The 21,115-nt window shown below is 44.8% G+C and carries 19 protein-coding genes; 16 read left to right on the forward strand and 3 right to left on the reverse strand.

Translation table 11 applies throughout. The annotated features are described in order from the left end of the window. Positions 1-4: 4 nt before the first annotated feature. From HNR77_RS07905 to HNR77_RS07930, 6 genes are all read left to right on the forward strand, one after another. Entirely contained in the window at positions 5-664 is a 660-nt protein-coding gene (locus HNR77_RS07905) for a TerC family protein (RefSeq protein ID WP_184182309.1), read from the forward strand. Positions 665-1,046: 382 nt separating this feature from the next. Beyond that, complete coding sequence (locus HNR77_RS07910; protein ID WP_184182311.1) at positions 1,047-1,541, forward strand: hypothetical protein; 495 nt, start codon at positions 1,047-1,049, stop codon at positions 1,539-1,541. Positions 1,542-1,728: 187 nt separating this feature from the next. Then, complete coding sequence (gene typA / locus HNR77_RS07915) at positions 1,729-3,576, forward strand: translational GTPase TypA (protein WP_111271895.1); 1,848 nt, start codon at positions 1,729-1,731, stop codon at positions 3,574-3,576. A 309-nt stretch (positions 3,577-3,885) separates the two neighbouring features. Beyond that, complete coding sequence (locus HNR77_RS07920; protein WP_110897963.1) at positions 3,886-4,182, forward strand: YlaH-like family protein; 297 nt, start codon at positions 3,886-3,888, stop codon at positions 4,180-4,182. A 90-nt stretch (positions 4,183-4,272) separates the two neighbouring features. After that, entirely contained in the window at positions 4,273-5,334 is a 1,062-nt protein-coding gene (locus HNR77_RS07925) for an LCP family protein (RefSeq protein ID WP_184182313.1), read from the forward strand. A gap of 94 nt (positions 5,335-5,428) precedes the next feature. Next, entirely contained in the window at positions 5,429-5,881 is a 453-nt protein-coding gene (locus HNR77_RS07930) for a pyridoxamine 5'-phosphate oxidase family protein (RefSeq protein ID WP_184182315.1), read from the forward strand. A 7-nt stretch (positions 5,882-5,888) separates the two neighbouring features. On the opposite strand, the gene HNR77_RS07935 is transcribed toward HNR77_RS07930, so the two are convergent. Next, positions 5,889-6,545 carry a YhcN/YlaJ family sporulation lipoprotein gene (locus HNR77_RS07935; protein WP_184182317.1) on the reverse strand — a complete coding sequence of 219 codons (657 nt, stop codon included), beginning with the start codon at positions 6,543-6,545 and terminating at the stop codon, positions 5,889-5,891. 226 nt (positions 6,546-6,771) lie between these two features. Here HNR77_RS07935 and HNR77_RS07940 point away from each other — a divergent pair, with 226 nt between their 5' ends. Continuing rightward, a complete protein-coding gene (locus tag HNR77_RS07940) occupies positions 6,772-8,106 on the forward strand; it encodes a PhoH family protein (RefSeq protein WP_184182318.1) in 1,335 nt (444 codons plus the stop codon). Positions 8,107-8,357: 251 nt separating this feature from the next. Further along, complete coding sequence (locus tag HNR77_RS07945) at positions 8,358-9,632, forward strand: extracellular solute-binding protein (protein ID WP_184182319.1); 1,275 nt, start codon at positions 8,358-8,360, stop codon at positions 9,630-9,632. Here HNR77_RS07945 and HNR77_RS07950 read toward each other — a convergent pair. Both HNR77_RS07950 and HNR77_RS07955 read right to left on the reverse strand, forming a co-directional pair. Next, on the reverse strand, positions 9,629-10,708 hold the full coding sequence (locus HNR77_RS07950) for a hypothetical protein (protein ID WP_184182320.1): 1,080 nt from the start codon (positions 10,706-10,708) through the stop codon (positions 9,629-9,631). The genes HNR77_RS07945 and HNR77_RS07950 overlap by 4 nt on opposite strands. 167 nt (positions 10,709-10,875) lie before the next feature. Then, a complete protein-coding gene (locus HNR77_RS07955; RefSeq protein ID WP_090923772.1) occupies positions 10,876-11,112 on the reverse strand; it encodes a DUF2626 domain-containing protein in 237 nt (78 codons plus the stop codon). Between the two features lie 314 nt (positions 11,113-11,426). Here HNR77_RS07955 and HNR77_RS07960 point away from each other — a divergent pair, with 314 nt between their 5' ends. The 8 genes from HNR77_RS07960 (at position 11,427) to bshC (ending at position 21,094) form a co-directional block, all read left to right on the forward strand. Continuing rightward, the gene (locus HNR77_RS07960) at positions 11,427-12,077 is read left to right on the forward strand and encodes an RsfA family transcriptional regulator (protein WP_184182322.1); all 651 of its coding nucleotides are present in this window, start codon (positions 11,427-11,429) and stop codon (positions 12,075-12,077) included. Between the two features lie 192 nt (positions 12,078-12,269). Then, a complete protein-coding gene (locus HNR77_RS07965; RefSeq protein ID WP_184182324.1) occupies positions 12,270-13,244 on the forward strand; it encodes a ketopantoate reductase family protein in 975 nt (324 codons plus the stop codon). Further along, positions 13,244-13,618 (forward strand): DUF3397 domain-containing protein, encoded by a 375-nt coding sequence (locus tag HNR77_RS07970; protein WP_110898521.1) that lies wholly within the window; start codon positions 13,244-13,246, stop codon positions 13,616-13,618. The genes HNR77_RS07965 and HNR77_RS07970 overlap by 1 nt, the downstream gene beginning before the upstream one ends. Positions 13,619-13,768: 150 nt before the next feature. Next, positions 13,769-15,469 (forward strand): peptide ABC transporter substrate-binding protein, encoded by a 1,701-nt coding sequence (locus HNR77_RS07975; protein ID WP_184182326.1) that lies wholly within the window; start codon positions 13,769-13,771, stop codon positions 15,467-15,469. Between the two features lie 190 nt (positions 15,470-15,659). Then, entirely contained in the window at positions 15,660-16,592 is a 933-nt protein-coding gene (locus HNR77_RS07980) for an ABC transporter permease (RefSeq protein ID WP_145404090.1), read from the forward strand. 47 nt (positions 16,593-16,639) lie between these two features. Next, positions 16,640-17,521 carry an ABC transporter permease gene (locus HNR77_RS07985; protein ID WP_373288430.1) on the forward strand — a complete coding sequence of 294 codons (882 nt, stop codon included), beginning with the start codon at positions 16,640-16,642 and terminating at the stop codon, positions 17,519-17,521. Positions 17,522-17,538: 17 nt separating this feature from the next. Beyond that, positions 17,539-19,308: an ABC transporter ATP-binding protein gene (locus tag HNR77_RS30615; RefSeq protein WP_184182328.1), complete on the forward strand. Its 1,770-nt coding sequence runs from the start codon at positions 17,539-17,541 to the stop codon at positions 19,306-19,308. Between the two features lie 154 nt (positions 19,309-19,462). After that, positions 19,463-21,094 (forward strand): bacillithiol biosynthesis cysteine-adding enzyme BshC, encoded by a 1,632-nt coding sequence (gene bshC, locus HNR77_RS07995; protein WP_184182330.1) that lies wholly within the window; start codon positions 19,463-19,465, stop codon positions 21,092-21,094. Positions 21,095-21,115: the final 21 nt, after the last annotated feature.

The raw sequence follows: 21,115 nt of genomic DNA on the forward strand, positions 1-21,115 counted from the left end.
GGACATGGATACACTGTGGCTGTTAACTCAAATTTTAATGATCAATCTGGTGCTGAGTGGAGATAATGCGGTAGTCATTGCACTGGCAAGTAAAGATTTACCTCCAGCTCAGCGTAAAAAGGCGGTATGGTGGGGGGCGTTCGGAGCAGTGCTTCTGCGCTGCGTGCTTACGTTTGCTGCGGTATTGCTGCTGGGCATTCCATTTATTCAGGCGGCTGGCGGACTGTTATTATTCTGGATTGCCTTTAAACTGCTGCTTCAAAACGATGACGAAGTACATATTCGCAACGCGTCCACAACCTGGAAGGCGATTCAAACCATTCTGGTCGCTGATTTTGTGATGAGTCTGGATAATGTATTGGCCATTGCCGCTTTGGCGGATGGAGATCTGGCTTTGATTGTTATCGGAATTGCAATCAGTATCCCTATCGTTGTCTGGGGCAGTGGAATTATTGTAGGTTTGCTGAAGCGTTTCCCCATTCTCGTATATGCCGGATCAGGCATACTCGCATTTACGGCTGGGGAGATGTTAATGAAGGACCCGAAGCTTGGAGAGTGGCTGGGAGGTATGGCGGGGGAAGCACACGCGATGCTTCCTGCAGCCATGGCTTGTCTGGTCATTGCGGCAGGAGGTGCACACAGATTCGTTCGCCGCAACGCATAAATGATTCTGAAATAAAACGATTGCTCATATTAGGCGGGGTGTCTCAGGTGGACACCCTCTTTTGAATGTGTAAAAAATAAATCAATGTATGCGAGTGACTAAATTTATAATTGTTCCTGCTCAGGGGAATACAGAATCATATTGGACTCTGATTTCATACGCCCGTGAATAAGGGAATCAGTTTAGTACAGTGACCTTTGATGTGTTTGTTCTAGCATTGTCGGATGAGTGTATTTTCGACATCAAGTATAGTTTTTTGCAGAAACATCAGATACACTAGAGACAGTGAGACAGCTTGTTTTTGCGAATAGAAATGTGTTCGGTGCTAAAAGTTGGCACAGCTTGAAAATTACATAGCTAATGAAAACAAGAGGTGAATAAGATGAAAAATGAAAAAGCGATCGGACTGTTTATAGTGGTTGCCGGGCTGTTGATTTTGCTTGGTAAGCTAGGGGTGTTTGCATTTATCGGCCGAAACTTCTGGCCTCTTCTGCTTTTGCTGCCGGGTATTGCGCTGTATGTATTATTTTATGCTCGTATGACACCTGCCTGGTCGTTATTACCAGCCGGAGTGCTGAGCGTGTATGGTGTACTGTTCAGCATAACGAACATATGGGGAGCCGGACTGATGAGAAATTTGTGGCCTGTTCTGCTGCTGGGCGTTGCTGTCGGTTTGCTTGGATATGGCATGGTTGAGCGGCGAAGACCCGAATTTGTATATCCTGCGGCACTGATCATCGGGGCGGTATCTGTTGTTTTGCTGGCGTTTACACTGCTGCAAACCGGTATCATTTATGTGTTTGCGGTCCTGCTTATTCTGGGAGGTATATGGTTGCTTGTTGGACGAGGACGTACAGGCCGCGGCAGGGGATGGTAAACATCTCCGCTCCCGAACTGCGCAGTTTCGAGCGAAATATCTTGATTTTTACCTATGATAAACTATAATATAAGGGATATAGACATGCGTCGGGTTATCACCGACGCTTATTTTGTGAGTAACCTGCGATTTTTGCGGGAAGTTTAGTAGATAAGAATTGAAATTGGAAAGGATATGGATACAAACCATGCATTCAAGAGAACACATTCGCAATATTGCGATTATTGCCCACGTCGACCACGGGAAAACAACACTCGTCGACAAGTTGCTCCAGCAATCCGGTACATTCCGTGATCACGAGACGGTACAGGAGCGCGCAATGGACTCCAACGATTTGGAGCGTGAACGCGGTATTACGATTTTGGCCAAAAACACGGCTATAACGTATAAAGATTACCTGATCAACATTGTGGACACACCTGGACACGCCGACTTCGGTGGTGAAGTAGAACGTATCATGAAAATGGTTGACGGCGTATTGCTCGTTGTTGATGCTTATGAGGGCTGTATGCCGCAAACGAAGTTCGTACTTCGTAAAGCACTGGAGCACAACCTGACTCCAATCGTAATTGTAAACAAAATTGACCGTCCAGCGGCTCGTCCGGCTGAGGTTATTGATGAAGTACTTGACCTGTTCATCGAACTGGGTGCCAACGATCAACAACTTGAATTCCCTGTCGTATATGCTTCCGCATTAAACGGAACATCCAGCATGGAAGACGATCCTGCCAAACAAGATGACAACATGATGGCGATCTACGATACCATCGTAAGTCATATCCCCCACCCAACAGAGAACGTTGAAGAGCCGCTGCAATTCCTCGTTACTCTGATGGACTACAATGAATACCTCGGACGTATCGCTATCGGTCGTGTGAACCGCGGTGTGATTCGCCAAGGCCAATCCGTTACTGTTATTATGCGTGATGGCAAAAGCAAAACAGCTCGTATCGAGAAACTGTTCGGTTTCCAAGGTCTGAAACGTGTAGAGACAGAGGAAGCTGGCGCAGGTGACATCGTTGCGATCGCAGGTATTAAGGATATCAACATCGGTGAAACGATTGCTGATCCGAATAATCCTGAAGCTTTGCCGGTTCTGAAAATCGATGAGCCAACACTGCAAATGACATTCCTCGTAAACAACAGTCCATTCGCAGGCCGCGAAGGTAAATGGGTAACTTCCCGTAAATTGCGCGAGCGTTTGTTAAAAGAATTGGAAACTGACGTATCCCTTCGTGTTGAAGAAACAGACAGCCCGGATGCATTTATTGTTTCCGGACGTGGTGAGCTTCACCTCGGTATTTTGATTGAAAATATGCGTCGTGAAGGATATGAGCTTCAAGTATCCAAACCAGAAGTTATCATCAAAGAAATTGACGGTAAAAAAATGGAGCCAGTTGAGCGCTTGTTGATTGATATCCCTGAAGAAAGCATGGGTTCCGTCATGGAGAGCCTGGGAGCTCGCAAAGCAGAGATGGTTAACATGATCAACAATGGTAGCGGTCAAGTACGTCTGGAGTTCCTGATTCCTGCACGTGGTTTGATTGGATACAGCACGAACTTCCTGACATTGACTCGTGGTTATGGCGTAATGAACCATGCATTTGACAGCTACGCTCCAGTCGTATCCGGTCAAGTGGGTGGACGTCACCAAGGTGTGCTGATCTCAACTGAAACGGGTACATCTACGTTCTACGGTATGATGGGCGTTGAGGATCGTGGTACGCTCTTCCTTGAGCCGGGAACAGAAATTTACGAAGGCATGATCGTTGGTGAGCATACACGAGACAACGACATCGTTGTCAACATTTGCAAAGAAAAGCAACTGACTAACGTTCGTTCTTCAGGTAAAGATGATACGGTTAAAATTAAAACGCCTATTATCTTCTCGTTGGAACAAGCGCTTGAATATTTGAATGATGATGAATACTGTGAGATTACACCGAAATCTATTCGTCTTCGCAAGAAGATCCTGAACAAATCCGAGCGTGAGCGTGCAGAAAAACAACGCAAAATGGCTCAAAATAACGCGTAATACCCACTACCCTAAGAGGTACAAAAGTCAATGTTTGAGGGGCTATGTTTGCACGGTTGAATGATTCCTGTCTCTCGCCTAAGGTAGTGGAGGGAGAGGAATCGATTCTGAAGAAGCGAAGCGTTCGCCTTTGTCACCGAATTTCAACACTTGATAGAGTGTTCACAGAAATTAGGGGACAACAGCGATCAAAAGAACGATCCGAACCCGGAACGGTCGAACGAGCGACGAAGAATCTCATTGTGCAGAACTGAGTCCCTTAATGAATTGATTTTTGTACAGCATGATCATGAAAGGAGATGCCTTAACATGCAAGCATGGTTTGCATCACACCCGATCATCGCCTATATCGTCATCTTTGTATTGATTACTTACGTGTATAACAAGGTCTTTCGGGTACGTCAGAAATTGCCGATCGGTAAGGAAATTGTGTTATATATATTGATGGCGATGGGCACGTTCATGCTTCTTATTTTTCAGATCGACAAGCTGCCCATCATTCAATGTTTGCTGGTAGCGGTAGGTTTGATGCTGTTAGTGCGCGTGCGTTATTTCGTTGAAGGTCGTCAAAAGAAAAAAGCGGAAGCTGCCGCTCGAAACTCATAATGCTGTCTATGCATAAATACATCCGTTTTCCTTCGGGAAAGCGGTTGTGTTTTATTTAGACCAAACAGATGTGATAAAGGTGTTGAACATATGAACTCAAATTCAAACGGGCTGCCTCCACGGAGACAAGCTTCGAATTCATCAGGCACTTCAGGAAATAGAAACAGTAAAGGGAAGCAGCCGAAGAAGAAGAAACGCATGAACGGGTTTGTAAAATTTTTTCTGAGTATACTGGTCATCGGCATTCTGGTGGGTGGAGGTTATTTGTACTGGATCTATAATCAAGTGGCAAATACAGGTATAGACAAACCTGTTCCTCCTGGCATGTCGGCTACGACAAAGCCCCTTACGATGCTGCTGCTGGGTACGGACAATCGTCCCGAAACAGGTACGTTTTTGTCCGATGTTGTTATGGTTGCTGCACTCAATCCGAATACGAAGACGGCAACGGTGGTATCCTTGCCTCGTGACACACGTATTCAGCTTGATGGGTATAAGTCCAACAAACTTAACGCTTATTATCCAAGATTCAAAGCGCAGGAGAAGACCTCGGGCAAAAAGGCAGAGGATCAAATGAAGGATATGATGGGCCAGTACCTGGGTGTGGATATTAATTACGCTACAGTGATTAACTTCCAAGCCTTTCGTGATGCAGTGAATGCTGTGGGTGGAGTAGATGTCACGGTGGATAAAAATATGTGTTACCGAGACACCGCTGACAATACAGATATTAATCTGAAGGTAGGTCCTCAGCACCTGGATGGGAAAGAGGCGCTCGATTTTGTGCGTTATCGTAAATCCAATTGTAAACCCAAGACAGCAGAATCAAATGACTTTGATCGCAACAAAAGACAGAATCAGGTCATGAACGCAATGCTTGATCAGATGAAATCTCTCGGTGGCATTACCAAGATTGGCAAAGTAATAAGTGCTGTAGATAAAAATATGACCACGGATGTGGAATCCGAGCAGATGAAAAATTTCATCGCTACTTACTGGAATATTTCAACTGCAGATGTACACTTTACTCCAGTTACCGGAGAGTGGAGAAGTCCTTATGTTTATATTAATGAAACGGAACTGGCAAATGCAAAACAGGCGCTTCAAGATACTCTTGCAGGAAAAGTGAAGGCCTCGACATCAGCTCAGTAGACTCAAGCTTTGGGGATTGGAAGCCGGGTTCGCAGTGTGTTATAATAACATCACAAGATAAGAATTGCATAAACAAGGTTAGGGGGCTGGTTGAATGTCCGAAGCCGTCACACAATTAACAGAATCTTTGTTACAGCAATTCAAAGATGAGACCTTTGTGCTTCTGAACACCGTGGATGTGGAATCCGGAGGTCCGACTTCAACAGCAATCTCCTGGATTTATGCCGAGAATGCTTCTACTTTTCGTTTGGCGATTGACCATCGATCCCGTCTTGTGAACAATATGATTCACAATCCGTTGATTACGATTACCGTTTTTGGCGAAGAAATGGTGTATGCGGTGAACGGACGTGCCTCTGTGCGACAAGATCCGTTGCTGGATGTACCCTTTAATATGTGCTGTTTCGACATAACGATTGAAGCGGTGAGAAATGCGCTGTTTTATGGCGCTCAGCTGTCCTCTGTGCCTCAATTTGTCAAAATATATGATCAGCGTGCTGCGGAGAAGCTTGATGAGCAAGTTTTTGCAGCCATGAAAAAAGCCTAGTGAGAGATCACTGGGCTTTTTGTTGTCTTTTTTCAGAGGTGTGCTGCTGCATATACTGATCCTGGGCGGGTTCATCCGGATTTTGACGAACTTTGACATCTTTCGGAAGCTGTGGAATGATGCGTCCAACCATATCAGCCAGCTCTGAAGCAAAACCGGAGATCGGATGTCCCTTGCGAATATGTTCGCCAATCTCTTTGATACGCTCGGTCACATCAGCATCGGCAGTTACGATGGAGTCCACACCTTCCGGATCCTTGCGGAGCGCTTCGGCAACGGAATATTTAATCGTACCGACATGAGCGCGTTCCAGATCACCATCTACATCAATGCCAACAACAGCTGTGTTGCCAAGGATTACACAATTGGCATCTTTCACACCTTCAACTTGTTTGGCTAGTGCTTTGAGATGACTTACTCTTTTTTGATTTGACATACGGCCTGTCTCTGTTTCGTCGGCAGTGTTAAGGTTAGGGGCTTCACCGGTATTTTCGTTTAAACGATCCAGCCGTGAAGGATTCATTTGATCTTCCTGCTGTGTGGTTATGTTTCCTCCGTAGCTTCTCGGATGCATCTCGTGCAGTTCTTGTGAGGCATTGCGTGAAGAAGAGTTACAGCCTGTCAATATAAAGATCAGAAGCAGTGTGCATATCCCCATTTTCATAAATGTTCAATCCTTTCTTGTAGTTTTTCAGAATGGTTGACAATTATTTTGCCCTAGTCGAATACATTTATGTATGGGAGCATGATTGTCCATGCCGCTGCTGAAGATCACACGACCAAGATGAACTCGGGAATGAAGGGAAACGGACGGCTCATAGAGCCAATCATCATTCCCGAGAACACGTTCCAGCCCATGCATTTAACGACGCCGCTTTGGAGGGGATTGAATGAAAAAGATTTTTGTATTGGATACCAATGTGCTTCTGCATGACCCCAATGCCATTTTTGCCTTTGAAGAACATGAGGTAATCATTCCCGCGGTAGTACTGGAGGAGATTGACTCCAAAAAAAGAAATGCCGATGAGATCGGCCGGAACGCCCGCAATGTGTCCAGACTGCTGGATGGACTTAGAGAACTCGGTCATCTGCACAGCGGTGTACCTCTTGCGAATGGAGGCAATCTGAAAGTTGAACTGAATCACCGCAGCTTTGTGAAGGTTCAGGAGATGTTTGGGGAAGTGTCCAATGACAATCGAATCTTGGCCGTCGCGCTGAATTATCAGATTGAAGAAAACGAAAAAGAAGTGGTGGAGCGTCAAGTTGTTCTTGTCAGCAAAGATGTTCTGGTACGAATCAAAGCGGACGTACTTGGATTGTTCACACAAGATTACTTATCGGATCGTACGGCAGGACTTAGTGAGATGTACCCGGGATATACCGCACTGAAGGTTCATCCGTCCGTGATTGATGAGTTTTACACATATCGTTTCTTGCCGATCAAGCCATTGCAGCTCTCCTACTCGCTCTATCCGAATGAGTTTGTGATTCTGAAGGATGAGATGGGTACGAACAAATCCGCTTTGCTTAAAGTGAATACGGAAGGCACCAAGCTGGAACCGCTGTTTCTCAGCAATGATAATGTGTGGGGGATAAGCGCACGTAATGCACAGCAGCGGATGGCACTGGAGCTTCTGCTGAATGATGATATTCCGCTGGTGACTATTACTGGAAAAGCAGGCACAGGTAAAACGCTGTTAGCGCTGGCGGCAGGACTGCTGAAGGTGGAGGATGATCACAAATATAAAAAGCTGCTGATTGCACGGCCGGTCGTACCAATGGGTAAAGATATCGGCTATCTGCCAGGAGAGAAGGAAGAAAAGCTTCGTCCATGGATGCAGCCTATTTACGATAACCTTGAGTTTTTGTTTGATACCAAGAAGGCTGGAGATATCGACAAAATTCTGATGGGTCTTGGTAGCATTCAGGTAGAAGCACTCACTTATATTCGCGGCAGATCGATTCCTGGTCAGTTCATCATCATTGATGAGGCTCAGAATCTGTCGCGTCATGAAGTGAAAACGATCGTATCTCGGGTAGGGGAAGGAAGTAAAATTATTCTGATGGGTGATCCTGAACAGATTGACCATCCTTACCTGGACTCTGCAAGTAATGGCTTAACGTATATCGTGGAGCGTTTTAAACAAGAGGGCATCAGCGGACACATTATGCTCGAAAAAGGAGAACGTTCCAAGCTGGCTCAGCTTGCGGCAGATTTGTTGTAATAAAACGTTTAAACCTATGTCTCCTAGATTTATTTCCCGGAAAATGTTTTGAAGAAAGCCGACTCTAGCAGTCGGCTTTTTTTGCTAAAAAAAGAAAAGCGAGTTGTTATACAGAACTGGATATGCTCGTAATATGCAAAAGAGATGAAAAGTGTTTTTTGGCAGGATAGGACAACAGCACTATATATTTGTTACAATGGTTGTTGCGGGAAAATATCAAAGAAACAGAAATGATCTAAGGAGGAGAGTGAATGAAGCGTAGACATCAAGTAGTTTTATTTGCAGTGCTGCTGCTCTCGCTAACGATCCTTTCCCCTAGCTTTGATTTTAGAGGTTCGCAGCATAATCAGGAACGAAATCAAGAGAACGATACATATCCGGGCACTTTATCCCGAGCTGATGATACAAGAGCACCTTTGAATGTAACGGTATCGATGTCCAAAGAGGAATTTGCTGTTTTTGAGAAGCTGGCCGAAGAAGTGGGGGCTGCTCGTTATGTTGAAATAAAACTTCGGAATGTGGAGCCTGGAGAATATAATGATGTGCTTGATCAGGAGTTTTCTTTGGGGGAGAACGGAGATGTTATTCTGCTCGAAAATGATCAGGTACAGCTATACGCCAAAAAGGGGTATTTGCTTCCGTTAAACGGAACGCAGCTGTCTAAATCTATAGGAGAAACGGTAGCTGAACTTCGCGCCATAACAGAGTGGAACGGGTATCAATGGGGGCTGCCTTTTGATTTTGATCCATATGTAATGGGGGCCAGAACAACATTTTTGAATAAAGCCGGGCTGCAAGCGTTCCCTAACAATAAAGAGCAGTGGTCCAAACTGATTCAGGAAGCACAGGCGGAGGGCACGGCTTTGATCTCGCTGGGCATGGAAGATATTGAAGGAGCAAATGTATGGATGAGCTACTTGCCGCCTGGAATGAGTCCGGATCAAGTGCTCCGATCACAGTCTGTATCCCCTGCGGGTGAGCTTCAACGTGGAGTCAAATTGCTGAGTGACTTGCAGCCATACATTAAAACGATGGCTGCTGTTCCGGTGGTTTCTTCTTCGAATTATAACGTGAAAACGCCGATGTTTGTGACGACATTGTCCCGAATGTTTTACGCAGACGAATCGGCACAGGATGGAGCAACAGTTCGTGCGTCCATTTCCTTGGAACCGCTTCAGGCGGTAAAATCCAGAACCCTGGTCATTACAGCTGGTTCTGTAGAGACAGATGCGGCAAGCCGCTGGATTGAGGGAATGACGTCTGCGGCGACTCAGAATAAATGGTATGTCCAGACAAAGCGTTTATCCGCCAGGCAGCAAGAGCAGAATCAGCAAGCTTCACAGGTACAGTCGCGTTATAACAGGCTGCTGGAACCGTTCTGGTTCTCGAAAGACGACAATCCGATCCGGCTGGCTGAACGTAAAAACATGCTTGTTCGTTTTCAGAAACAGGTGAGGCAGGTGCTTCAAGGAGAAATAAGTGCAGCCCAATATGTGAACAGCATCAGAAATACGGTTACTCCCTAGAACGAAATCGCTAATTTCACTTCCAGAATACCTTTGTCTGTAGAAACATCGGTTGCTTTGACAAAGGAAAGAATTTTTTGCGGGTAAAAACCGAGATCGAATTCTCTCTCCAGCATGCTGCGTGTTGTGTCTGGCAGTTCAAGTTGATTGAACACCAGCTTATCTACATGAAAACGAATGGCGTTTTGCGGCTCGTTTTCAACTGTATAATGCCCTTCAATGCTTAGCTGCAGTTGGTCACGTTGGCCTGACGCTGTAATTTTGTCCTGTTCAAAGGTAAAAGCAAAATCGTTGAAGATTTCATTTTGCGAGCGCAGAAATGTATTTAACTCGTCTTGACCAATGCGAATCGTATACGTTGTTCCTGTGGTGGAGATGGCCCCGTTCTGCTTCTGAATAAAATCAGGAAGATTCTGCATCGCGGATGCCAGTGCCTTGAAGTAACGTTTCACCTCGTATATTCCGATATTTTCCCAGTACAAGGTCAATTCGTTCATTAATTTCTGAATAGCTGCCGCGTCCCCGCTGGCGGTTATTTGCTCATCGACTTCATTTTGCAATGATGCTACTCGTGTACGCTGATTTTGAAGATTTGTTTTCATCTCCGCCAGTTCCACAGAGGTCTGCCGAATTTGATTGGAGGTTTGCTGAAGGCTGTTATACCGGGCTTGGTACTTGTCCAGCGTGGCTTGATCTCTGCCAATAATAATCTGATAGTAGTCAACCAGCACAAACAAATCTTTAAATGATTTGGCTCCAAGCACCGTCATAAGCAGACTGTCCCGCTCTCCCGTATAATAGGACCTCACAACGGCTCCTGCCCGGTCCTGCTGGATATGTATCTCCTGCTCCTGCTGCTGCAGCTGTGCGGATAGTGTCTTATGCTGTGCGGCCAGCTCCTCCTGCTTTTTAGCGATGCGCTCAATTTCATGATCGATTTCTACAATAGATAACGTCTTTTGTAAAATGGCTTGTGTATCTGCGGGTGTAGATTCTCCATAGATATAAGATGATGTGGGCTGCAGGAATAATCCAATCGTTAATATGATGGCTGCTAAGTTATGTCGAAGCTTCACCAGGCATGCTCCTTTCCCTGCGGACTTGATTTATTCTTCCAGACAATATATGAAATCCATACGTAAAATATCCTTACTGGTTACATAACACCACAGCTTTATATGTAAGCTGAAAACAACAAAAAAGCAACCCGACATAGCCGGATCGCTTTGATGCTGCTGGCGGATTAGAGCGGCAGCCCCATTTGAAATACAGTCCAATAGCTGAACCCTGTGAACGTCACGATCATATAACCCCAGAAGAGCAATATGTATGTGCGTTCTGTAAACTTCAAGTATCCCAAAAGGACAAAAAACGCAGTCTGCAGGAAGAAAAGCAAGGCCATTTCGACCAAGTCTCCTGCAAAAGCCATCAGGCCAATCGCAAGCGTGAAGAACCCGAGTACCCGAAACATGCGTGCCACGGTAAATCCTCCTCTCATATGTACGTTCATAGATTGTCTACACAACATTATACCGACAAAGGAAAAAGGTGTAAACAAATTTGGGTATGAAAGCGAATTCTTTTTTTGGCATAACTACTCAAAAGCAAGAGGATTTGTATCAATTACGTATGCGGGGCCATGAATGTGGAAATACATTTTAGTATGAAAATCAATTCTATGAACTCTATGAGAGGCATAAGAATGAGTAAAGCAAGTTTTATACCTAATTCACATAACGGTTTACCTGTTATGCGGACGGTTATTTCAGGATGGTGTTAGGAGGGTATTATAGCATGACTGCAGTGAGACAGGATGCTTGGAGTACAGAGGACGATTTGATTTTGGCAGAGGTTACATTGCGTCATATTCGGGAAGGCAGCACGCAGCTGGCCGCGTTTGAAGAGGTGGGTGAGAAAATAGGAAGGACTTCAGCCGCATGCGGATTTCGCTGGAACAGCTGTGTACGTAAAAAGTATGAATCAGCAATCAGTAATGCCAAAGCGCAAAGACAAAAGCGCAGCTATCTCAGAAAACAGCCGGCTATGCTTGGTCCACAAGTCGCTGCTCTGGCTGCAATGGAAGCTGAAGAGGGGATTTATAAGACAGAGGGTGTGTCTGAAGAGTCTCTCTCCATCGATGCGGTGATTCGCTTCCTGCGGCAGTGGAAGGGCACAGTGCAGGAGAGCAGCCGCCAGCTTAAAATGCTGGAAAAGGAACTTCGTGAGAAGGAAGATGAGCTGCTTGAGCTTCGCTGTGAAAATGACCGGCTTTCCAAGGAGGTCAACGAGGTTCAGACGGATTATCGTGTTGTCAACGATGATTACAAGGCATTAATCCAGATTATGGATCGTGCACGCAGGCTTGCCTTTTTATCGGAAGAAGAAGAGGAAATCAAAACAAGATTTAAGATGGATGCTAACGGAAATTTGGAACGAATTGAGTAGTGTGATTCGATTCGGATGTAACATTGTAATATGAGCCCGCCACACCTCCGTGACATTACGGCAGGTATGACGGGTTTTTAGTGTGTGCATTTTGTTCTATTATAGAAGAGAAGGGTTGAGCCAGGTATAGAATAAGGAAAATGGATTCAGGAAGCCCGAAGGATTCGAGGTCATGAAAGCGGGGATGGTAATATGAATATAGACGTTGTCGGAGCGGGATCGTTAGGTCTCTTATTTGGAGGCAAATTGCAGAAGTCTGGCATCGGTGTAAGGTTCTGGACCAGAACCTTAGAACAGGCGGAGCAGCTTCAACATAACGGGATTGTTATCACGCAGAGAAGCGGAGATATCTATATCAAACCAGAGGCTGTTCAGGCTAAGCCTGTATCGGAACTGGCAGAGATTTGGCGTGAAGCGCCGTCAGACTGGATGCTGCTTACGGTGAAGCAAACCCATGTGCATGATTTTATAGAGCAGCTGAAATCTCTCAAAGAGCTGAAAGACAGGCAGCATGTAAGGATAGCTTGTTTTCAAAATGGTATGGGACATCTGGACAGGCTTCATGCAGCTTTACCAGATTCTTTAATATGCAGTGCAATTACAACAGAGGGCGCAAAGCGTGAAGTATCCCAAGTGCATCGGGCAGGAGAAGGAGAGACACATCTTGGTTTGAGCGTTACTTCAATGAAGATAGGTGGAGATATGGAGCGCGAACAAAGTATATTTACTTTGGCTGAGGTTATACGGCAGGCAGGATTTGACTGTACAGTGTCGAATGAAATCGATAAGCTGATCTTCAGAAAACTGCTGATTAACGCGGTGATTAATCCGCTTACGGCAATATGGAGAATCCCCAACGGTGAACTGCTCCAACGCACGGAACGATTAAATATGATGAGGCAGCTGTATGATGAGGCAATGGCTGTATATAAGGCTATGGGGGTACAAATGGATGAGGACTTGTGGGAACAAGTGATAGGCGTGTGCCGCAGCACGGCTTCCAATACATCCTCCATGCTTGCAGATGTACTGCATAAACGCACAACAGAGGTTGAATCGATTAATGGATCAATTGTAAATATGGCGAAGCAGTTTAATCTGAATGTAGCTGCACATGAAACGCTGCTTCATCTGATCCAAGGCATGCCATCAGAAGGAGTGAGTTAATGGAAATTTTCATCGTATTGAGCATATTGCCCTTTTTTCCTTTTCTTCTAGTGTACTGGGGCATGATTGTTTGGAAGAAAGACAAGTCCATTGCGCTTCGAACAGCTATGGACGTCACTACATTTTTTCTTATTTTCTCTGTTTCAGCGTTATTCAACTTAACATTTGATTCGAATTTTGGATTTTATTTAACGTTAATACTCATACTAATTGCCCTTGGATTTATCGGAGGTGCGCAAAATCGACTAAAAGGGAAGGTCGATGGGGGAAGAATGTTTCGGGCCGTATGGCGCATGTCATTTGTTATTATGAGTTTTGGATATATTTTGTTTACTTTATTTGGATTATTTAGATACATTATGAATCAAATGTGAGGTTACATAACGCGAAATGCCCAAATATTGTGGCGAATTTGTCGAAAACTGAAAAAAACATTACTTTCTGAAAAAGTAATGTAGATTTTTTTGACCGGTGGTTGTATAATCTATAAACATAAACCACATCAATTTAGGGGGAAAAGTTAGATGAAAAGGAAAAGTCTATTAGTCCTTTTGACGCTGATCTTGGCGTTCGGTACCGTACTTGCAGCGTGCGGATCGAAAAATGAAGGCACAGGTACCACAACTGATAACGGTTCTGCAAGCGGAGAAAAGGGTCTTGCCAAAGATCAGGTTCTGAAAATCAACTTGTCAGCTGAACCTCCTACGTTGGACCCGGCTCAAGCAAAAGACAGCCAAACCAACACGGTACTGAAGTTCTTGTATGAAGGTCTTGTTCGCATTGGTGCTGATGGTAAAGAAGCTCCAGGTGTTGCTAAAGACTGGACTATCTCTGAAGATGGTTTGAAATATGTATTCAACCTGAACCCGGATGCTAAATGGAGCAATGGTGATCCTGTAACAGCTGAGGATTTTGTTCGTTCTTGGGAACGTGCATTGAAACCGGAAACAGCTTCTCCTTATGCATACCAATTGTACTACATCAAGGGTGCAGAAGGTTTCAACATGAGCAAAGACAAGGACTTCAAAGGGACTAAAATCACTGATTTCTCCCAAGTGGGTGTGAAAGCTACGGACGAGCACACACTTGAAGTAACGTTGGAAAATCCAACTCCTTACTTCCTGGGTCTGACAGCATTCTACACATACTACCCAGTACACAAGTCTGCTGACACAAATGACAAATTCTTCACAGATTACAAAAACATGATCGTTAACGGACCATTCGTAATGGATCAATACGCTAAAGGTCAAAAAATTGTTGTGAAGAAAAATGAAGGATACCACGCAGCTTCTGATATTAAATTGACTCAAATTGATATGTCCCTGACAAACAGCAGTGCTTCTGAGCTGCAAGCTTACAAATCAGGACAATTGGATTACACAGGTGCACCTAACGGTGAGATTCCTTCTGACCAAATTCCATCTGTAAAAGCTGAATTGCCAAACGAGTTTAAAGCCACTGGTATTGCAAGTACTTACTACTACCAGTTCAACGTAAATGAAGCACCATTCAACAACGCTAAAATCCGTAAAGCATTTGCAATGTCCATCAACCGTCAACTGATCGTTGATAAAGTAACACAAGGCGGTCAAATTCCGGCATTCGGCTTTGTACCTCCAGGTATCCGCGGTGAAAACGGCGAGTTCCGCGATGAGCACAAAGATGATTACTTCAAAGAAGATGTAACTGAAGCTAAAAAGTTGCTTGAAGAAGGTATGAAAGAAGAAGGATACACTACACTTCCAGCTGTTACTTTGATCTACAACACGAGTGATGGTCATGCGAAAATTGCTTTGGCAATCGCTGATATGTGGAAACAAAACCTTGGTGTTGACGTGAAAACAGAAAACCAAGAGTGGGGCGTATTCCTTGAGAACCGTCAAAACCAAAACTTCCAAATCGCTCGTGCGGGCTGGTCTGCTGACTACAACGATCCGTACAACTTCTTGGAAATGTGGACTACTGGCAACACAAACAATGACTCTAAATTCAGCAACGAGCAGTATGACAAAGATGTTAAAGACACTGTAAAAACAGCTGATCCAGCTGCACGTATGGCTGCATTTGCTGACGCTGAGAAAGTTCTGATTCAAGATGAAATGGGCGTATTGCCGATCTACTACTACACTAACGTATCTTTGACTAAGCCTTACCTTAAAGGTGTACAACTTGATTTCAGTGGAGCAATTGACTTCACTCGCGCATATTTGGAAGAGAAGTAAGTTGTTCTGAAGTCGAATATGATTACTTCGGGATATATATGTGGAATTCCATATATATCCCGATTTTTTTGTATGTGCACTGTTTTTCCTTATAATTCTTGAAATTTCCGATAAATGGATTGGACTTTATCTCTGTCTAATTCTACAATCGATTTGTATACAAAATATTGTTTGTGGAGGTGTGCAAGGGTTGGTTAAGTACGTTTTGAAAAAACTGCTATTTATGCTGCTATCGCTTTTCATACTCGCTTCAATGACCTTCTTCCTGATGAAGGCCATTCCTGGTGACCCTTTTACATCGGAGAAAAAAGTATCACCTGAAATCCGTGCGCTTCTGGAAGCCAAATATGGATTGGACAAGCCGATGTATGAACAATATCTGCAATACATGGGTGGAATCATCAAAGGTGACTTTGGAGTTTCAATGAAGTATCTGAACCGTGATGTGTCCGGCATGATTGCGGAAACATTCACTGCTTCATTGAAGCTGGGTATATTTGCGATCATTATCTCAATCATTGTTGGGGTGCTGCTGGGTCTGCTCGCAGCTGTGTATCACCGCAAACTGATTGATGACGTAACCATGGTTCTTGCTGTTATCGGGATCGCTGTACCAAGCTTCTTGCTGGCGTCCCTATTACAATATGTATTTGCATTTAAACTGGGCTGGTTTAACGTTATGGGCTTCGATGGACCACTAGACTATGTGCTTCCTGTTGCTGCCTTGTCGGCATCACCAATTGCCTTTATTGCACGTTTGACGCGTTCAAGCATGCTGGAGGTTTTACATGCAGATTACATCAAAACAGCTAAAGCCAAAGGTTTGAAATGGCCTGCAATCATGTTCAAACATGTTGTTCGTAACGGTATTTTGCCTGTTGTTACGTATGTAGGTCCAATGACAGCCAACATTATTACGGGTTCTGTTGTTATTGAGCAGATCTTTAATATTGGTGGTATTGGTAAAGTGTTTGTTGAAAGTATCACAAACCGTGACTATACAATGATCATGGGGATCACTATTTTCTATGGTATTCTCCTGATGTTGGCACGTTTCCTTACAGATATCGCTTACGTATTGATTGATCCTAGAATTAAGCTGGAAAGCCGGAAGGGGGCATAACGTTGTCTGGCACGAATAATAACAATAATGGAACGGCGAACACTGACCTGAACAGTCAGGCAGCAGTGAAGCCGCAGGAAAGTGTATCCCTTTTTAGAGACGCAATGTACAGATTGGCGACCAACAAAGCTGCGATGATCAGTCTTGGTGTATTGGTTCTCGTTGTACTCTTTGCTTTGATTGGACCAACTTCTTTGTTTACAAAGTACAATTATTATTCTAATGATTTGCTTAATGCGAACAGTGCGCCAAGTGCTGAGCACTGGTTTGGTACAGATGACCTGGGTCGTGATGTATGGGTAAGAACATGGGTCGGAGCACGGGTATCCTTGACAGTAGGTCTTGCTGCAGCGTTGATTGACCTTGTGATCGGGGTAATCTATGGTGCAATCATGGGTTATTATGGTGGACGCGTCGATGGTATCATGAACAAGTTTTCCGAAATTTTATACTCTTTGCCATACATGCTGGTAGTTATCCTGCTGCTGGTTGTTCTGGAGCCAAGTCTTACAACAATTATTATTGCACTTACCATTACAGGCTGGATCAGCATGTCCTGGATTGTACGTGGTGAGATTATGCAGCTGAAAAATAGAGACTTTATCCTTGCCGCACGTTCGATGGGGGCAAGCACTGGACGTCAATTGTTCCGTCACTTGCTGCCAAATGCAGTCGGACCGATTATCGTTACACTGACATTGTCTATTCCAAATGCAATCTTTGCTGAGGCCTTCCTGAGCTTCCTCGGCTTGGGTGTGTCTGCACCAAGATCTTCCCTGGGATCGATGATTAACGACGCACTTACAGGCTGGACACTCTATCCATGGCGGATGTGGTTCCCGGCAGGTCTGATGGTTGTTACGATGCTTGCATTTAATTTGCTCGGTGATGGATTGCGTGACGCACTTGATCCGAAATTACGTAAATAGAAACAGGAGGTGGGATTATGGAGCCGATTTTAACAGTCAAAGACTTGAGTGTATCGTTCTCGACGCGCTCGGGTGAATTTGATGCCGTTAAAAATGTAAGTTTTGAAATTGGCAAAGGAGAAACGCTGGGAATCGTAGGTGAATCAGGTAGTGGTAAGAGTGTTACCGCCCAGACCATCATGAAATTGATTCCCTCCCCGCCTTCAAAGGTTAAGAGCGGAGATATTACGTTTCACGGGCAAGATCTGTTGAAGAAAACAGATAAAGAGATGGAATCCATTCGTGGTAAAGATATCGGTATGATCTTCCAGGATCCGATGACTTCCCTGAACCCTACAATTAAAGTGGGTAAACAGATTACGGAAGTATTACGTAAGCACCAGAATATGTCCAAACAAGCAGCGGACAAAGCTGCGCTTGAGATGCTGGAGCTTGTAGGTATCAAAAATGCTGCAATTCGTATGAATCATTATCCGCACCAATTCTCTGGTGGTATGCGTCAGCGTGCCATGATTGCAATTGCGCTTGCTTGCCGTCCTTCTCTTCTGATCGCGGATGAGCCGACTACAGCGCTTGACGTTACCATTCAGGCTCAAATTCTGGATGTAATGAAAGACATGCAGCAAAAGCTGGGCACCTCCATTATGCTGATTACGCATGACCTTGGTGTCGTTGCGGGTATGTGTGACCGTGTTGTAGTTATGAAGGAAGGCGAAGTGGTTGAAACGGGAACAACGGCTGAAATCTTCAGCAACCCGCAGCATCCATATACAATTAAATTGCTGAATGCACTTCCTCGTCTGGACGAGCCGAAAAAGGAAAAACCGGCACCAGCAGGTATTGTTAAAGGAAGCAACAAACCTTTGGTACAAGTGAAAAACTTGAAGCAATACTTTAACCTTGGTAAAGGCAATATCCTTAAAGCCGTTAATGATGTAAGCTTCGATATTTTCGAAGGAGAAACACTTGGCGTTGTAGGTGAGTCAGGTTGCGGTAAATCTACAACTGGACGTACCATTTTGCGTCTTTACGAGCCAACGGGCGGAAATGTGAACTTCAATGGCACGGACATTTACAAGCTGTCCCCACGCAAAATGAAGGAAATGCGTAAAGATATGCAGATGATTTTCCAAGATCCGTACGCATCGCTTAATCCACGTTTTAACGTTATGGATATTATCGGGGAGTCCCTTGATATTCATGGCTTGGCAACAAGCTCTAAGGAACGTAAGAGACGCGTGGAAGAGTTGCTTGATCTGGTAGGTTTGAATCCAAGTCATGCATTGCGTTACCCGCATGAATTCTCTGGTGGACAGAGACAACGGATCGGTATTGCGCGTGCACTTGCCGTTGACCCTAAATTTATCATCTGTGACGAACCGCTTTCTGCGCTTGACGTATCCATTCAGGCACAGGTTGTTAAATTGCTAGAGGAGCTGCAGCAGCGCCTTGGCTTGACGTATCTCTTCATTGCCCATGACTTGTCTATGGTTAAACATATCAGTGACCGTGTAGCCGTTATGTATATGGGTAAAGTAGTGGAATTAGCAGAGAGTGAAGAATTGTACTCCAACCCGATTCACCCGTATACCAAAACATTGCTTTCTGCGATTCCGGTACCAGACCCGGAAGTGGAAGCAAATAAACGCCGTATTTTGCTGCCAGAAGAACAATCTGGCCCGATTCAAAATGCTGCGGGCGGTCCTGTAAATGATCCATATAACTTGGAGAATGCTCAATTAATTGAGGTTTCCAAAGGACATTGGGTAGCAGAGCCTTACGTATAATAGTCAGCAAAAAGAATATGCTATTATATACATCATAACCGCCGACATGTTCGGCGGTTTTTTTTATATAATTTATGACTTTGCTTTGACGAAGCGCTACTGAATTCGGTACAATCAAGGAAGGCTCTTTGAAGCAGAATAGGAGGCAGACCTCATGAAAGGGATTACTGAGGCGCTCCGCAGCGGATCAAAGCTTGCAGAGGATTATATCTGTACGGCAGATGCTGCGCGAAGCCTGTATGAATATGATATTCGCTGGGAAAATGGCCTCCACGCGCGCGCTGAATGGCTTAAACAATCGGAGCATACACGTGTTGGTCGTCATGAACTGGCGTCATATTTACGTATATATAATAAACGAGTGAACAATCATGATCACGTTCATGCTTCCATTACCCGTCTTGTGGAAGAGAACGCATGGGTCGTTACTGGAGGGCAACAGAGCGGGCTGCTCACTGGACCTTTGTTTGTCATATACAAAGCAGCGAGTGTGGTTGCCGCTGCACGTGAAGCGGAGAAGCATTTAAAACATCCGGTTGTACCTGTTTTCTGGATTGCGGGTGAGGATCATGACTGGGATGAGGTTAACCATACGTATTTGCCTGAACCACAGGGGGATATATGCAAAGTAAAACTGCAGGGACACTTTACGGGAAGAAACTCTGTCAGTCATGTGCAGGTGAAACCGGAACAGTGGGAGCATGTGCTTGAGCAGGTAGAGCACTTGCTGCCGGATACCATTTATAAGCCTGGACTAATAAAGCAGCTTGCAGAAATTCATCGTGCCAGCTCTAATCTGAGCGATGCTTTTGCCCGTATTATATCGGCTTTGTTTGCAAGCAGCGGCCTGATTCTTATGGATGCGGCCGATCCAGAATTGCGTAAACTGGAGCAGCCTGTATTTGCAAGAATGATTCAGCAAAATACGTCATTGCGTACCGCTTATCTACAGGGTGCTTCGTTAGTTGAACAATCGGGTTATGCCATGCCAGCCGAGGTGGCAGAGGATGGTGCCAACCTCTTTTATATTCACGAAGGGGTTCGTTTGTTATTGACGCTCAAGGATAATTTGTATCAGGATCGCAAAGGCCTTGTATCATTTACAGAAGAGTATTTGCTGCAGGAACTGAAGCAGCATCCTGAACGTTTCAGCAACAATGTACTAACTCGTCCATTGATGCAGGATTCTTTACTGCCGGTGGCAGCTGTTATTTTGGGGCACGGCGAGATTGCATACTGGGGTCTGACACGCGAAGCGTTCCGCACATTTGGCTTGCAGATGCCTATACTGCTGCCGCGTCTCTCTTTCACGATTCTGGAGGATGTGCACGATAAACATATGAAACAATATGGACTTTCTTTCCAGGACGTACAGTATCATTTAGAGGAAAAGAAAGAAAAGTGGCTTGCACAGCAGGAAACGTTCCAAGTGGATGAGCAGTTTACACAGGTTCGTGAGCAGTTTATGACCCTGTACCGACCGCTGCTGGAGCAGGTTGCAGAGCTGCATCCTGGACTGAGCCGAATCGGCGAAGCGAATCTGGGCAAAATTCATGAGCAGATTCAATATCTGGAGCGGCAGACTCGCAAGGCTATTGAAGATAAACATGCAGTGAGTTTAAGGCATTGGAACGGTATTCAGCATGCTCTGTTCCCGATGGGGAAACCGCAGGAACGAGTACATAATGCACTCTTTTACCTGAATCGATATGGAACGAACTGGATTGAGGAATTGATTGAAGCATCTGCTGAATTCAATGGGCAGCACCAGGTTATAAAATTGTAAGGATGTTGATAATATCAATCT

Origin of the sequence: Paenibacillus sp. JGP012 (genome assembly GCF_014203995.1) — a bacterium.
GTDB lineage: Bacteria > Bacillota > Bacilli > Paenibacillales > Paenibacillaceae > Paenibacillus > Paenibacillus silvae.

Bases quoted from the DNA above. Each gene is read 5' to 3' on its own strand.
- HNR77_RS07935 (WP_184182317.1), bottom strand. From the start codon at position 6,545: ATGAAAATGGGGATATGCACACTGCTTCTGATCTTTATATTGACAGGC.
- HNR77_RS07905 (WP_184182309.1), top strand. From the start codon at position 5: ATGGATACACTGTGGCTGTTAACTCAAATTTTAATGATCAATCTGGTG.
- HNR77_RS07960 (WP_184182322.1), top strand. From the start codon at position 11,427: ATGACTGCAGTGAGACAGGATGCTTGGAGTACAGAGGACGATTTGATT.
- HNR77_RS07940 (WP_184182318.1), top strand. From the start codon at position 6,772: ATGAAAAAGATTTTTGTATTGGATACCAATGTGCTTCTGCATGACCCC.
- HNR77_RS07925 (WP_184182313.1), top strand. From the start codon at position 4,273: ATGAACTCAAATTCAAACGGGCTGCCTCCACGGAGACAAGCTTCGAAT.
- bshC (WP_184182330.1), top strand. From the start codon at position 19,463: ATGAAAGGGATTACTGAGGCGCTCCGCAGCGGATCAAAGCTTGCAGAG.
- HNR77_RS07965 (WP_184182324.1), top strand. From the start codon at position 12,270: ATGAATATAGACGTTGTCGGAGCGGGATCGTTAGGTCTCTTATTTGGA.
- HNR77_RS30615 (WP_184182328.1), top strand. From the start codon at position 17,539: ATGGAGCCGATTTTAACAGTCAAAGACTTGAGTGTATCGTTCTCGACG.
- HNR77_RS07920 (WP_110897963.1), top strand. From the start codon at position 3,886: ATGCAAGCATGGTTTGCATCACACCCGATCATCGCCTATATCGTCATC.
- HNR77_RS07970 (WP_110898521.1), top strand. From the start codon at position 13,244: ATGGAAATTTTCATCGTATTGAGCATATTGCCCTTTTTTCCTTTTCTT.
- HNR77_RS07945 (WP_184182319.1), top strand. From the start codon at position 8,358: ATGAAGCGTAGACATCAAGTAGTTTTATTTGCAGTGCTGCTGCTCTCG.
- HNR77_RS07930 (WP_184182315.1), top strand. From the start codon at position 5,429: ATGTCCGAAGCCGTCACACAATTAACAGAATCTTTGTTACAGCAATTC.
- typA (WP_111271895.1), top strand. From the start codon at position 1,729: ATGCATTCAAGAGAACACATTCGCAATATTGCGATTATTGCCCACGTC.
- HNR77_RS07910 (WP_184182311.1), top strand. From the start codon at position 1,047: ATGAAAAATGAAAAAGCGATCGGACTGTTTATAGTGGTTGCCGGGCTG.
- HNR77_RS07975 (WP_184182326.1), top strand. From the start codon at position 13,769: ATGAAAAGGAAAAGTCTATTAGTCCTTTTGACGCTGATCTTGGCGTTC.